At 70.5% G+C, this 12,997-nt stretch carries 14 protein-coding genes; 6 read left to right on the top strand and 8 right to left on the bottom strand.

Annotated elements, in window-relative coordinates:
• Positions 1 to 117: 117 nt before the first annotated feature.
• Together ABD298_RS13550 and ABD298_RS13545 are read left to right on the top strand one after the other, a co-directional pair.
• Positions 118 to 927 (top strand): methylenetetrahydrofolate reductase, encoded by an 810-nt coding sequence (locus tag ABD298_RS13550; protein WP_344300275.1) that lies wholly within the window; start codon positions 118 to 120, stop codon positions 925 to 927.
• A gap of 14 nt (positions 928 to 941) precedes the next feature.
• Positions 942 to 1,175: a hypothetical protein gene (locus ABD298_RS13545; protein WP_208711486.1), complete on the top strand. Its 234-nt coding sequence runs from the start codon at positions 942 to 944 to the stop codon at positions 1,173 to 1,175.
• A 99-nt stretch (positions 1,176 to 1,274) separates the two neighbouring features.
• Here ABD298_RS13545 and ABD298_RS13540 read toward each other — a convergent pair whose 3' ends face one another.
• From ABD298_RS13540 to ABD298_RS13510, 7 genes are read right to left on the bottom strand one after another with little or no spacing between them, the layout of a single operon-like run.
• Positions 1,275 to 2,279 carry a sugar phosphate isomerase/epimerase family protein gene (locus ABD298_RS13540; protein ID WP_344300274.1) on the bottom strand — a complete coding sequence of 335 codons (1,005 nt, stop codon included), beginning with the start codon at positions 2,277 to 2,279 and terminating at the stop codon, positions 1,275 to 1,277.
• Between the two features lie 35 nt (positions 2,280 to 2,314).
• Positions 2,315 to 3,469 carry a Gfo/Idh/MocA family protein gene (locus tag ABD298_RS13535; protein ID WP_344300273.1) on the bottom strand — a complete coding sequence of 385 codons (1,155 nt, stop codon included), beginning with the start codon at positions 3,467 to 3,469 and terminating at the stop codon, positions 2,315 to 2,317.
• A 30-nt stretch (positions 3,470 to 3,499) separates the two neighbouring features.
• A complete protein-coding gene (locus ABD298_RS13530; RefSeq protein ID WP_344300272.1) occupies positions 3,500 to 4,339 on the bottom strand; it encodes a carbohydrate ABC transporter permease in 840 nt (279 codons plus the stop codon).
• Positions 4,332 to 5,318, bottom strand: a complete 987-nt coding sequence (locus ABD298_RS13525; RefSeq protein WP_344300271.1) for a carbohydrate ABC transporter permease — start codon at positions 5,316 to 5,318, stop codon at positions 4,332 to 4,334. Before ABD298_RS13525 ends, ABD298_RS13530 begins: the two co-directional genes overlap by 8 nt.
• 54 nt (positions 5,319 to 5,372) lie before the next feature.
• On the bottom strand, positions 5,373 to 6,710 hold the full coding sequence (locus ABD298_RS13520) for an extracellular solute-binding protein (protein WP_344300270.1): 1,338 nt from the start codon (positions 6,708 to 6,710) through the stop codon (positions 5,373 to 5,375).
• Between the two features lie 56 nt (positions 6,711 to 6,766).
• A complete protein-coding gene (locus ABD298_RS13515) occupies positions 6,767 to 7,879 on the bottom strand; it encodes a Gfo/Idh/MocA family protein (RefSeq protein WP_344300269.1) in 1,113 nt (370 codons plus the stop codon).
• Positions 7,876 to 8,616 (bottom strand): sugar phosphate isomerase/epimerase family protein, encoded by a 741-nt coding sequence (locus ABD298_RS13510; RefSeq protein ID WP_344300267.1) that lies wholly within the window; start codon positions 8,614 to 8,616, stop codon positions 7,876 to 7,878. Before ABD298_RS13510 ends, ABD298_RS13515 begins: the two co-directional genes overlap by 4 nt.
• 176 nt (positions 8,617 to 8,792) lie before the next feature.
• Here ABD298_RS13510 and ABD298_RS13505 point away from each other — a divergent pair, with 176 nt between their 5' ends.
• The 3 genes from ABD298_RS13505 to ABD298_RS13495 all read left to right on the top strand — a co-directional run bounded on the left by ABD298_RS13505 (position 8,793) and on the right by ABD298_RS13495 (position 11,931).
• Positions 8,793 to 10,013, top strand: a complete 1,221-nt coding sequence (locus ABD298_RS13505) for an ROK family transcriptional regulator (RefSeq protein WP_344300266.1) — start codon at positions 8,793 to 8,795, stop codon at positions 10,011 to 10,013.
• A gap of 570 nt (positions 10,014 to 10,583) precedes the next feature.
• Positions 10,584 to 10,775: a hypothetical protein gene (locus ABD298_RS13500; protein WP_344300265.1), complete on the top strand. Its 192-nt coding sequence runs from the start codon at positions 10,584 to 10,586 to the stop codon at positions 10,773 to 10,775.
• A gap of 64 nt (positions 10,776 to 10,839) precedes the next feature.
• Positions 10,840 to 11,931, top strand: coding sequence for a baeRF2 domain-containing protein (locus ABD298_RS13495; protein ID WP_344300264.1), 1,092 nt, complete (start codon positions 10,840 to 10,842; stop codon positions 11,929 to 11,931).
• A 43-nt stretch (positions 11,932 to 11,974) separates the two neighbouring features.
• On the opposite strand, the gene ABD298_RS13490 is transcribed toward ABD298_RS13495, so the two are convergent.
• On the bottom strand, positions 11,975 to 12,616 hold the full coding sequence (locus ABD298_RS13490; protein WP_344300263.1) for an SAM-dependent methyltransferase: 642 nt from the start codon (positions 12,614 to 12,616) through the stop codon (positions 11,975 to 11,977).
• Between the two features lie 117 nt (positions 12,617 to 12,733).
• On the opposite strand from ABD298_RS13490, the gene ABD298_RS13485 reads away from it, so the two are divergent.
• Positions 12,734 to 12,922 carry a DUF1918 domain-containing protein gene (locus tag ABD298_RS13485; protein WP_344300261.1) on the top strand — a complete coding sequence of 63 codons (189 nt, stop codon included), beginning with the start codon at positions 12,734 to 12,736 and terminating at the stop codon, positions 12,920 to 12,922.
• Positions 12,923 to 12,997: the final 75 nt, after the last annotated feature.

Genomic DNA, 12,997 nt, shown 5'->3' with positions numbered 1-12,997 from the left:
AGCGGGCTCACCGACGGTGCAAAGCGGCGACAGCCGCGGAAACTCTCAGGTTCATGACAGAGCGGGGAGGACAGCCATCCATGCCGGGCCCAGCCCGGCCAGACCTGGGAGTCCTCCATGACGAGACAGACGCTCACCGCGCCACCGCGCACTTCGGCTTCCACCGAGCCCCTTCGGACCCGCCTCGAGATCGTGCCGACCGAGGAGATCGTTCCCGCGATCGCCACCACGGTTCCCCAGGGCACCGCCCTGACGGTCACCTGCCTCCCGCACCACGGGATCGAGGCCACTGCCCAGGCCGCGGTCCGCCTGGCCGGCCTCGGGTACAGCGTTGTGCCCCACCTGGCGGCGCGGAGCATCGCGGACCGCTCCCGGCTCGCCAAGACGCTGCGGGACTTCGAGTCCGCGGGGATCGAGGAGGTCTTCGCCATCAGCGGGGACGCCGCCCGCCCTGCCGGGCAGTACGCCACGTCCCTGGACCTCATGGAGGACATCGCCGACCTCACCGGCGGGCGGCTCGCGATCGGGATCGCCGGGTACCCCGAGGGCCATCCCCAGCGCACCGCCGTCGAGCTCCTCGACTCGCTCCTCGCCAAGCAGCACCTCGCGGCCAACGTGGTCACGCAGATGTGCTTCTCGGCGCCCGCGATCACCGCCTTCGCCGCGCTCCTGCGGCAGGAGGGCCTGGACCTGCCGGTGTGGGCCGGGGTCCCCGGCCGCGTCCCGCGCGCACGGCTCATCTCGCTCGCCGCCAAGATCGGCGTGGGCCCGTCGCTCAAGTTCATCAGCCGCAAGGGACCGCTTGCGCGCAGGCTGCTGAGCGGCGACGCCTACTCCTCGGAGCGGCTCATCGGCGAGCTGTCGGTGTCCCGCGCGGGGCTGGCCGGCATCCACCTCTTCACCTTCAACAACCTCGGTCTGGTCTGAGGGGGACTGCGATCATGGCCTACGCACCCAGCATCGCCCGCGTGGCGCGCCACTCGTGGCACGAACTTCGCCGCGGCGCCCTCGTCCACATCACCGCCCACGGCGAGTACATCGGCCCCGGAACGGTCGACGGCGCGAGCCGCGACGGCTCGGTCCTCTGGATCCAGTTCGGCGGCATCGAGGGGCGCCGGATGTTCCACAGCAGCGACGACGTGGTGATCGCCGTCGGCTCCCGCCCCTCCCGGTAGCCTCCGGCCCTGGCCCACCCGGGGACAGGCGGAAGGCGGGCGCGACGGCGGAGGCGAACCCGCGCCGTCGTGCCCGCCTTCCGCGCGCCGCGGCTGACGTCAGGCCTGGTTGCTGAAGGCGGCGTCGAAGGAGGCGGTGGAAGGGGCGAAGTCGAACTTCTTCAGGGCCGCCAGGGCCTCGGGGGCGCCGATGAGCCGGTCCATCCCGGCGTCCTCCCATTCGACGCTGATGGGGCCGGCGTAGCCGATCGCGGTCAGGGCCCGGAAGCAGTCCTCCCACGGGACGTCCCCGCGGCCGGCCGAGACGAAGTCCCAGCCGCGGTGGGGGTCGCCCCACGCCAGGTGCGAGGAGAGGATGCCGGCCCGCCCGTTGCCCATCCGCATCCGGGTGTCCTTGCAGTCCACGTGGTAGATCCGGTCCGCGAAGTCGGTGATGAACGCTACCGGGTCCAAGCCCTGCCACATCATGTGGGAGGGGTCCCAGTTCAGCCCGAAGGCTGCGCGGTGGCCGATCGCCTCGAGGGCCCGCTGGGTGGAGAAGTAGTCATAGGCGATCTCGGACGGGTGGACCTCGTGGGCGAATCGGACGCCGCACTCGTCGAAGACGTCCAGGATCGGGTTCCACCGGTCGGCGAAGTCCTGGTAGCCGGCCTCGATCACCTCGGCGGGAACCGGCGGGAACATCGCCACATACGGCCAGATCTTCGACCCGGTGAACCCGACAACCGTGTCCACGCCGAGGGCCCTCGCGAGGCGGGCGGTGTTCTTGAGGTCCTCGGCGGCGCGCTGGCGCACGCCCTCGGCGTCGCCGTCGCCCCAGACGGCGGAGCCGACGATGGCCTGGTGGCGGAAGTCGATCGGGTCGTCGCAGACGGCCTGGCCCTTGAGGTGGTTCGAGATCGCCCAGAGCCTGAGGCCGTGCCGCTCGAGGATGCCGAGGCGTTCGTCAATGTAGGCCGCGTCGTCCCAGCGGGCGGCGTCGAGGTGTTCGCCGGAGACGGCGATCTCGAGGCCGTCGTAGCCCCAGCCGGCCGCGAGCTCGGCGACCTCCTCGAGCTTGAGGTCGGCCCACTGGCCGGTGAACAGGGTGAACGGGCGGGGCATCGTGATCTCCTTCAGTTCTCGCGCACGTGGTCGTGTCAGAGCTGGACGGTGATGGATTTGGCGGCGGCGGATTCCTCGATGGCGGCCAGGACGCGCTGGACCTGGAGGCCTTCGTCGAAGGAGGGGGAGGGGGCGGTGCCGTCGCGGATGGCGGTGAGGAAGTCGCGGATCTGGTGGGTGAAGGTGTGCTCCCAGCCGATCATGTGGCCCTGGGGCCACCAGGCGCCTGCGTACGGGTGGGCGGGCTCGGTGACCAGGATGCGGCGGAAGCCCTGCTCTTCGGCGGGGGCGGTGGCGTCGAGGAACTCGAGCTCGTTCAGGCGCTCGAGGTCGAACGCGATGGCGCCTGCCGAGCCGTAGGCCTCGATGCGCAGGGAGTTCTTCCGCCCGGTGGCGGCGCGGGAGACCTCCACGGAGGCCACGGCCCCGGAGGCCAGGGACAGGGTGGCCCAGGCGGCGTCGTCGACGGTGACGTCCTCGGGCCCGTCGGGGCCGGGGCGCTGGGCGGTGAAGGTGTGGAGCCGGCCGGAGGCCTCGGTGACGGTGTCCCCGGTGAGGTACTGGACCTGGTCGATGGCGTGGGAGGCGATGTCGCCCAGCGCCCCGGAGCCGGCGGTCTCCTTGCGCAGGCGCCAGGTCATGGGGGCGTTCTCGTCGGCGAGCCAGTCCTGGAGGTAGGAGGCGCGGACCTCCCGGACGGTGCCGATGCGGCCTGCGGCGATGAGCTGGCGGGCGTAGGCCAGGGCCGGGACGCGGCGGTAGTTGAACCCCACCATGGAGGCGATCCCGCGGGCCCGGGCGGCGCGGGCGGCCTGGGCCATCCGCTCGGACTCGGGCAGGGAGTTGGCCAGGGGCTTCTCGACCAGGACGTGCTTGCCGGCCTCGAGGGCGGCCACGGCGATCTCGGCGTGGAGCCAGCCCGGGGCGCAGATGTCCACGATGTGCACATCGTCCCGGGCGATCACCTGGCGCCAGTCGGTGGCGGACTCGGCCCACCCGTACCTCGCGGCGGCCTCGGCGACCTCCCCGGCGTGGCGGCCCACGAGGACCCTCTGCTGAACGGCCGGGACATCGAAGAACGCCCCCACGTTCCGCCACGCCTGCGAATGCGCCCTGCCCATGAACGCGTACCCGATCACCGCCACACCCAGAGGCGGCTGCGGCTCGGCCGGAGCCTGCTCCGATTTCACATGTACTCCTTCAGTTCGGATGTCCGCGGCCTACTTGACGGCGCCGGCGGACAGTCCCGCGACAAGGTGCTTCTGCACCAGAATGAATCCGATGAGGACGGGAAGCGAGACCACGACGGACGCGGCCATGAGCTGGTTCCAGAAGACGTCCGATTCGCTCGCATAGGACTTGAGCCCCAAGGACAGCGTCTTGGTCGACTCGTTGGTCAGCACCGAGGCGAAGAGGACCTCTCCCCAGGCCGAGATGAATGAGTAGACCGCCACGGCGATGATGCCCGGCTTCGCGACGGGGAGGATGACCCTGACGAGGGCGCCCATCCGTCCCGTGCCGTCGATCATGGCGGCCTCCTCGAGCTCCTTCGGGATCGAGGCGAAGTAGCCGGTGAGCATCCAGATCGCGAACGGCAGGGTGAACGTCATGTAGGTGATGATCAGGCCCAGGTACGAGCCCTGGAGCTGGATCCCCGTGATGTTCCGGATCTGCGTGAAGATCAGGTACAGCGGCAGCAGGAAGAGGATGCCGGGGAACATCTGCGTCGAGAGGACCACGAGGCTGAACGGGCGCTTGCCCCTGAAGGGCAGGCGTGCGATGGCATAGGCGGCGAGGACCGCGACCGTGACCGAGAAGGCCGTGGCGCACGTGGTGATGATCAGGCTGTTCTGGAAGTACTTGGCCAGGGGGACCGTGGACCAGATGTCGATGAACGGCGCGAGGGTGATCTCGCGCGGGATCCACTGGAACAGCCCGGAGACGTCCTTGAGGGGCTTCAGCGAGGTCGAGACCACCACGTAGAGCGGGATCGCCACCCACAGCGAGAGGAACGTCAGGACGACGGCGCGCAGGATGCGGAAGTTGCGGGTCTCAATCATTCTCGTTCCCCTTGGGAAGGACCATGCGGATGTAGAACACGGAGGCGATGAACAGGGCGATGAGGAGGAGGACGCTCATGGCCCCGCCGAGGCCGAAGTTCCAGCTTCCGAACGAGTTCTGGTAGATGAGCGGCGAGACCAGGGTGGCTTCCTTGGGCGACGCCGCCCCGAAGAGCACGAAGGGGATGTTGAACTGGTTGAAGGTCCACAGCGACATGACGAGCAGGAGGACGCCGTTGGCTGGCCGGACCATCGGGAGCGTGATGGTGCGGAACTGCTGCCACAGGGTCGCGCCGTCGATCGAGGCCGCCTCGTAGACGTCGTTGGGGACGTTCTGCAGGGCTGCCAGGAGCATCAGGAACGCGAAGGGCCACAGCTGCCAGATGTTCACGACCACCATCGCGCCGAAGGAGTTCTGGCCGAGGAGCCAGAACGGCCGCTCGTCCCCGAAGAGGTGGAGGGTGTCGACGAGGATCTGGTTCACCGCGCCGTCGCGCTGGTTGAACATGAAGGCCCAGGCGATGGTGCCGACGTAGGCCGGCAGGGCGTAGGGGACCAGGAAGAAGGTCCGCAGGAGACCGCGGCCCTTGAAGTTGGAGGTCAGGAACACCGCTCCGGCCATGCCGAGCGCCCACGAGCAGCCGACCACGAGCACGGTGTACAGGAGGGTCCGGCCCAGGGTCGAGAAGAAGGCCTGGCCGATGGTGCTGTCGGGGTTGAGGCCGTTGACGAAGTTCTGCAGGCCCACGAACGGGGCTGCGAGCCAGTTCGTGAGGTTGAGCTGGTTGAGGGAGATGAACGCGATCCACACGCCCAGGAGCATGGGGCCGATGTGGATGAGCAGCTCGAGCAGCGCTGCCGGGGCGACGAGGCCGTACGGCAGGAACGACCGGCGACGGCGGCGGGGAGCGTGGGCGGGCGACGGCGCCGTCTCGCGCTCGCTGCCCCGCTTCGTGGAGGGCATGGTGGTCTGCGACATGGAGACTCCTCGGGCGGGGTGCGGGGCCTTGCGGCCCCGCACCTGCGCTCATGGCTACTGGGCCGCAGCCATCTGGTTGTTGGCGTCGGCCAGGGCGGCCTTGATGTCCGCCTCGCTGACGGAGCCCGTCGCCGCCTTGGCGAAGAGGCCCTTCATCGCTGTGCCGTTCAGGGTCTCCATCTGGCCTTCCTTGGCGATGAGCGGCATCGGCTTGGCGTGGTTGGCCAGGGCGTCCTGCTTCGCCTTGACCTCCTCCGTCTGGAAGGCCGGGTCCTTGTCGGTCACGCCGTTGACCACCGGCAGGGAGGAGAAGGCCTTGTTGAGGTAGGCCTGCTCGTCGTCGCTCGTGAGCCAGCCTGCGAGCTTGAACGCGTTGTCCTTGTTCTTGCTGTTCTTGAACACGCTGATGTTGATGCCGGCGACGTGGCTCTGCGTGCCCTCGTCACCCGTCGCGCCGGCGGTCATCATCGGGACCGCGGCAACGCCCCAGTCCTTGAAGTCGCGGGCGGTGAAGTTCTTGATCGGGCTCTGGTCGAACATCATCGCGGCCTTGCCGTTGATGAGGTTGTCCACCTTCTGCGCGCCGTCCACGATCTCGGCGTCGGAGGGCGCGATGACCTTGTCTGTCGCCATGAGGTCGATGAACTGCTTGACGCCCTTCACCTGCTCAGCGCTGTCGAACGTGGGCTTGCCGGAGGAGTCGAAGAGCTCGCCGCCGTTCTGGAGGCCGCGCACGAACGCCTGGTGCGCGTTCTGCTGCACCGATGCGCCGGCAACGGTGAAGCCCCACTGGTCCGGCTTGCCGTCCCCGTTGGTGTCCTTCGTGAGCTTCTTCGCGTCGGCCACGAACTCGTCCCAGGTGGCAGGGGCCTTGTCGATCCCCGCGGCCTTGAAGAGCTTGGTGTTGTAGTACAGGTTGTAGGCGAGGCCGTAGATCGGCACCGAGGTGGGCGTCTTGCCGGGGGCGCCGCCGGTGGACCAGCTGGACTGGACGAAGCGGTCCTTGCCACCGACCGCCTCGAGGAGCTTGCCCTCGACCGGCTCGAACGCTCCGGTCTCCTGGAGGGTCACGGCCCACGTGTTGCCGATGTTGAGGACGTCGGGTCCGTCGCCGCTGGTCACGGCGGTGAGGATGCGGTTGTACAGGTCCGGCCAGCCGATGACCTCGAGCTTGACCTTGACTCCGGTCTTCTCCGTGAACCGGTCGAGGGACGGCTTGAGCTTCGCCGCCGTGTCCTCGATGCTGTTGCCCTGGTTCGACGCCCAGTAGGTGATGGTGTCGCCTGAGGCGTTTCCGCCTCCGCCGGATCCGCCCGAGCCGCAGGCTGCGAGGCCCATGGTCATGGCGGCCGCGGCTGCGACGGCGGAGAGGAACTTGAGTGGTTTCTTCATCGTTGCTCCAGGTTCTCGACGTTGAGTGAGTGGGACGTGCTGCGCGGAGGAGGTGCCTAGGCGCCGAGCGTGGGGGCGGTCGGGTCCCAGTCCTCGGGGAGGGCGGGGGCCGCAAGGGCGGTGCTCTCGACGTCGACGAAGCTGCGCGTCTCGATCGATTCGGCGACGGCCACCATGGCGTCGAGCACGTGGAACGCGAGCTCGCCCTGGGCGCGGTGGGGGCGCCCCTCGCGGATCGCGCGGGCCATCTCGAGGACGCCGGCGCCGCGGCTGGCGGTCGAGCCGACGCTCGGGACCGTGGTCCAGTCCTCCTCGCCGAGGCGGCAGATGCGGATGTCGCCGTCGAACATGTTCGGGTCGGGGAGCGCGATCGTGGCCTCCGTGCCCGCGATCTCGACGAAGCCGGCCCGCTTCAGCGCCGAGTCGAAGCTGAAGACGCTCTGGGACGACGTTGCGCCTTCGAACTCCGCCATGGCGCTCACGTGCGTGGGAACCGTCACGGAGAACTCCTCCCCGGCCTTGGGGCCCGAGCCGATCACGCGGATGTCCCGCGACCTGGAGCCGAGGGCGGCGACGCGCTTGATCGAGCCGAAGACCTGGACGAGCGTCGTGAGGTAGTAGGGGCCGATGTCGAAGAGCGGGCCAGCCCCTTCCTGGAAGAGGAAGGCCGGGTTCGGGTGCCACGACTCCGGTCCGGGGGACTGCATGAGCGTCAGCGCGGTCAGCGGGGTTCCGATGTCGCCGCGCTGGATCATGCGGAAGGCGGTCTGCAGCCCGGCGCCCAGGAACGTGTCCGGGGCGCACCCGAGGCGGACGCCCGCGGCGTCGGCCGCCTTGAGGAGCGCCTTGCCGCTCTCCCGGTCGAGGGAGAAGGGCTTCTCGCTCCACACGTGCTTCCCGGCCTCGACGGCGAGGGTGCCCACCTCCACGTGGGCCGCTGGGACCGTGAGGTTCACGACGATCTCCACCTCGGGGTGGCCGATCACGGTGTCCACGCCCCCGTGCACCGGGATGCCGTATTCCTCGGCGCGCGCCTTGGCCGCCTCCGGGAAGATGTCGCCGATGGCCAGCACCTTCACGTCGGGGAAGCTCGTGAGGTTGTCCAGGTACTGCTTGCTGATGAATCCCGCGCCGATGACGCCGACGCCGACCGGTCCCCGCGCGCTCATGCCTGGACCTTCCCGGCCGAGACGAACCCGAAGCTCTGCTCGACGGCGTCGAACATGTCTCCCCTGAAGTCGTCGAGCTCGACGACGGCTGCCTCCAGCGCGGTCGCCGCGCCGATGACCTCGAACACGGGGATGCTGCCCTGGCCGAGCGGGAGCTGGTCCGAGGGCTCACGGGTGACGGGGCCGTCCTTGATGTGGATGAACTTCACGCGGTCACCGAGCCGGCCCAGCAGCTCCACCGGGTCCTGGCCGCCGACGGCCGCCCAGTAGGTGTCCAGCTCCAGGACGACCTCCGGGTCGAGGTGGTCGGCGAGGTGCTCGAGGGGAGTGCGGCCCTCGATCAGGTCCTCGATCTCCCACCAGTGGTTGTGGTAGCCCACGCGGAGGCCGTGCTCGGAGGCCTTCTTCGCTGCCTCGTTGAGCTGCCGCGCGGTCTCCTTGATGCTCTCGAGGTCCTTCCACCGCTCGGCGGGGACGTGGGGGTCGATGACCGTGCCGATTCCGAGGTCACGGGCGGCGGCGAGGATCTCGTCCTGGTCTTCCTGCAGCAGCGGAGCGTGGCCCGACGGCGCAGTCAGTCCGTTCTCCGCCAGCGCGGCGCGCAGCTCCGCGGCCTTCGCGACGAAGCGGTACGGCTCTACCTGCGTGAAGCCGATCTCGGCCAGACGCTTGATGGTGCCGGGCAGATCCTCTTCGAGGGATTTCCGGACGGTGTAGAGCTGGATCGAAAGTGACACTGTCTCTCCTCGTGGCTGGACGCTGGGCAGTCGTCGCGGTCGGAGGTGCGCGGCGAGTGAGCTGCCTCACAGCAAACCTAGGAGTGCTTTTGACGAACGTCAAGCAAAAGATTTCGGTTTATCGTCATTCTTCTGAAGCCGTAGCGTGCAGAAGGGGTGCGTGCTATCACTGATGCATGACGTCGCCATCCAACGCCCCCTCCGCGGCCCTCGAGGCCAGCGGCAGCCTCGCGCGTGCCGGCGACCTGTTCCAGCTCCTGCGGGACGGAAAGCCCTGGACGCGGGCAGAGCTGGCCATGACGACGGGCCTCGCACGGTCTACCGTCGCCGGCAAAGTGGACCTCCTGCTCACCTCGGGCCTCGTCGTGTCCGTGGGCGAGGCGCTCTCGAGCGGGGGCCGCCCGCCGTCGCGCTTCGCGTTCCACGCCCAGGCGCGCGCGGTGCTCGCGGCCGACGTCGGCGCAAGCCACGTTCGCGTGGCCCTCACCGACCTCAACGGGGAGGTCCTCTCCGAGCGGCGGGCAGAGAAGCCGGTCGCGGAAGGCCCCGAGGCGGTCCTGGGCTATGTCGTGGAGTCGGGCAAGAAGCTCCTCGCCGAGAGCGGCCGCCCCGAGAACCGGCTCGCCGGCGTCGGCATCGGCCTCCCCGGGCCGGTCGAGCACGCCACCGGCAGGCCAGTGAAGCCCCCGATCATGCCCGGCTGGGACGGGTTCGACGTGGTCGGATTCGTCCAGCGCACGCTCCCCGTCCCTGTCCTCGTGGACAACGACGTCAACATCATGGCGCTCGGCGAGCGCGCCGCGTACTGGCCGGAGGTCGATGACCTGCTCTTCATCAAGGTGGCCACCGGCATCGGATCGGGCATCATCTCGAGCGGCCAGCTCCAGCGCGGTGCGGACGGCACGGCCGGCGACCTCGGGCACGTCCGCGTCGCGCGCGGCTCCGACGTGGTGTGCCGGTGCGGCAACGTCGGGTGCCTCGAGGCCCTCGCGTCCGGCGGCGCCGTCGCCCTTTTCCTCGCGGGGCAGGGCGTCGAGGCCCAGGCGGGCGCCGACGTCGTCGACCTCGCCGCGAACGGCAATCTCGCCGCGATCCAGGCGCTGCGGCAGGCGGGGCGGGACATCGGCGAGGTCCTCGCGACGTGCGTGAACCTGCTCAACCCCAGCGTGATCGTGCTCGGGGGGTCGATGGCCGCGGCGGGCGACCACATCATGGCGGGCGTGCGGGAGGTCGTCTACCACCGCTCGCCCCCGCTCGCCACGACGAACCTGCGCATCGTGCTCTCCCGCGCCGGTGAGCGGGCCGCCGTGATGGGCGCGAGCCAGCTCGTCTCCCAGCACGTGCTCTCGCCCGCAGGCGTGGAGGCGGCCCTCGCCGCGACGGCGAACGCCGGATGACGCCCCGCACCCTGCGCCACGGCCAGCGGTGCGAGGTCTGGACCGCGCCTGCCGACGGCGGCCAACCCGAGCTCGCCTTCGTCACCGCGGAGACCCTGTTCGAGGCACCCAACTGGCTCGCCGACGGGCGCCTCCTGCTCAACGGCGGCGGACGTCTCTGGTTCCTCGCGCCCGACGGCGGGGGCCCCGAGCCGCTGCCCGCGACCGGCCTGCCGCCTGTCAACAACGACCACGTCCCGGCGCCCGACGGCACCGCCGCCTTCTGCTCCGCCGACGACGGCCACATCTACCGCGTACCGCTCGCGGGCGGCGCGGCGGAGCGCGTCACGCACGACGACGGGGCGCGCCACTTCCTCCACGGGGTCAGCCCGGCGGACGGCGGGCGGCTTGCGTACGTGGAGATCCACGACGGCGACGTCCGCCGCCGGGGGCGCCTCGCAATCCTCGACCTCGCAGACGGCGCGGTGGCCCTCCCCGACGTGGGGGACGGGCACTGCGACGGCCCCGAGTTCACGCCCGACGGGGCGTGGATCCTCCTCAACACCGAGTCCTTCGGCAGGGTCGCAGGCCATGCTCGGCCACCCCGCCGACGTCCTGGTGCACGTGGTCCTGGCAGACCCTGCCGACTGGGCCGCAGAGCGTCGCAGGATCGAGGTGTTCGGCGGCCAGGGGACCATGAACGTCAACAGCTGGGCGCCCGACAGCAGCCGGTTCGCGTACGTCGGCTACCCGATCGGGGACGGGCTCCGATCCGGCGCGTGAGGCCCCTCCGAGAGGGTATACAGCCCTCACCGAGACAGTGAGGCTATCTGCACGAGGAGGACTCATGCGCGCGCTGCAGGAATACGCCGGCCTGCTGAAGGAAGGCGGACCGTGGTGCACCATCCACGTCGACGTCAGCACCGGGACGGTCGACACGCTCGAGGCCACGGACGTGCTGGGCGAGAACGTCGGGCGGATGCTCGCGGCCGCCGGAGCGGACAGGAGCTGCCGGACCGCGGCTGAGCGGCTTGACTGGGCCGCCAAGGGCCTTCCCGCCCCGATCTCGCGGTTCGTGCTCATCCGCGGCGGCGAGGTGGTGGTCAACGAGGTTCTGCCGGGTGCTCCGAGCACTCCGCTCGTGGACGTGGGGCCGATCCCGAACCTCGTCCCGCTTGCCGAACACCGGGGCACCGACCTGGCCTACCTCGAGGTCGAGGCCGAGCGCGCCGACGCCGAGATCCGGCGGCGGCGGGCCTCCGCGCACGCGCCGCTCGCGGAGCAGGAGGTTCACGGCGACACCGAGAACCTCAAGAAGGTGCCCTCCGGCGGCTGGTCCCAGGGCCGCTACCAGCGGCGCACCGAAGAGGTCTGGCGCAGGAACGGCGCCGAGGTCGCAGCGGAGGTAGACCGGCTCGTCGAGGCCGGGGGCGTCGACGTCGTCATCCTCTCCGGCGACGAGCGAGCCCTCGAGAAGATCCGCGAGTCGCTCGGCGAGCGCGCGGCGAAACTCGTCCGCGTGGTGCCGATGAACTCGGCTGCTCCCGGCGCCGACCGCGAACGCTACGAGGAACAGGTCGGCACCATCGTGGACGAGGTCGCCGCGGGACGGCAGGCCCGGCTCCTCGAGCGGATGGCCGAGGGCCGCGGGGCGCTCGCGGCCCACGGCTGGGGCGCGGTCATCCACGCACTGCAGGGCGCCAGGGTCGACACGCTGTTCCTCGCGCCGAGTGCCGTCGTCCAGCGGCGCGTCCTCGCCCTCGACGGCGCGCCCTGGGTGGCGTCCACGGAAGCCGAGGCTGTCGGTGCGGGCGTGCTCGGCCACGCGGATCCGTCGGCGACGCTCCTCCGCGCGGCCGTGCTCACCGACGCGGACACGGTGCTGGTCCCCTCGGACGTGCTCGACGGCGGCGAGGCGGCCTCGCTGCTGCGCTGGTAGCAGCGCCTCCCGAGGCCACCGGCGCCTGCCGGCGGCCCCGGTGTCAGTCGGAGGCGCGACGGGCCGTCAGGACGGTGTCGGTCAGCACGGCCGTCTGCCCCTCCGGCCCCGTCGCCGTGCGGCCCTCGGTCTCGCGTGTCTCCACCGTCCACTCGTGCGGACGCAGCCCGAGCGCGGCGGCGAGCTCGTCCGCCGAGGGCAGCGGCGCCTCGCCGTCGTGCGCGTGCTGGGACCACGGCGGGAAGGCCGTGTGGCCGACCACGAGCAGCATCCCGCCCGGCGCGACCGCGCGGGAGGCCGCGAGCAGGATGTGCTCGCGCGGCAGGTCGACGGGCGAGTGCAGGAAGGCCGCGGTGACGAGGGTGTAGTCGCCCACGGGCTCCCACGTCGCGAGGTCGTGGCGCTCCCAGGTGATGCGGTTGGAGACGCCGGCGTCGAGGGCGTGCTTGGCGGCCCGGCCGAGCGCGACCGAGGAGACGTCGACGCCGGTCACCACCCACCCCCGCTCCGCCAGCCAGATCGCGTCGGCGCCTTCGCCGCAGCCCAGGTCCAGCGCCCGCCCGGGCGCGAGCATCCCTACTTCCCGCACCAGCGCGGCGTTCGGCTTCCCGCTCCACACGGCGTCGCGCTCGCGGTAGAACCCGTCCCAGAATTCGCCCGTCGTGGGCTTCGGCTCGTTCGTCATGGACCACTCCTATCGGGCGCCCGCGCGTGGCACAAGGGGCCTGCGGCCCGGCGGCCGTGGCGAGGCCTTCCCGCTGCCGGTGGCGCTACGTACCCTCGGGGCAAGGAGGTGTGAAGCATGAACGCAGTGCAGGGCGACCGCATCGTCATCCGGGGCCGCACGGTGGACTCCGCAGACCGCCACGGGGAGATCCTCGAGGTCCGTGGAGCGAACGGGGAGCCGCCGTACCTCGTGAAGTTCGACGACGGCCACGAATCCGTCGTCTTCCCCGGCGGGGACTTTTCGGTCGAGAAGGCCGGGAGCTGACGGCGACAGACGGCAAACCTTTGGCACGTTATGGCAAGCGATTGCCATAACGGCCCTGTCCGCCGGACAATGGAA

Origin of the sequence: Sinomonas flava, assembly GCF_039531875.1 — a bacterium.
In the GTDB taxonomy this organism is placed as follows: Bacteria; Actinomycetota; Actinomycetes; order Actinomycetales; family Micrococcaceae; genus Sinomonas; species Sinomonas flava.
This window is presented reverse-complemented; position numbering and strand designations above follow the sequence as displayed.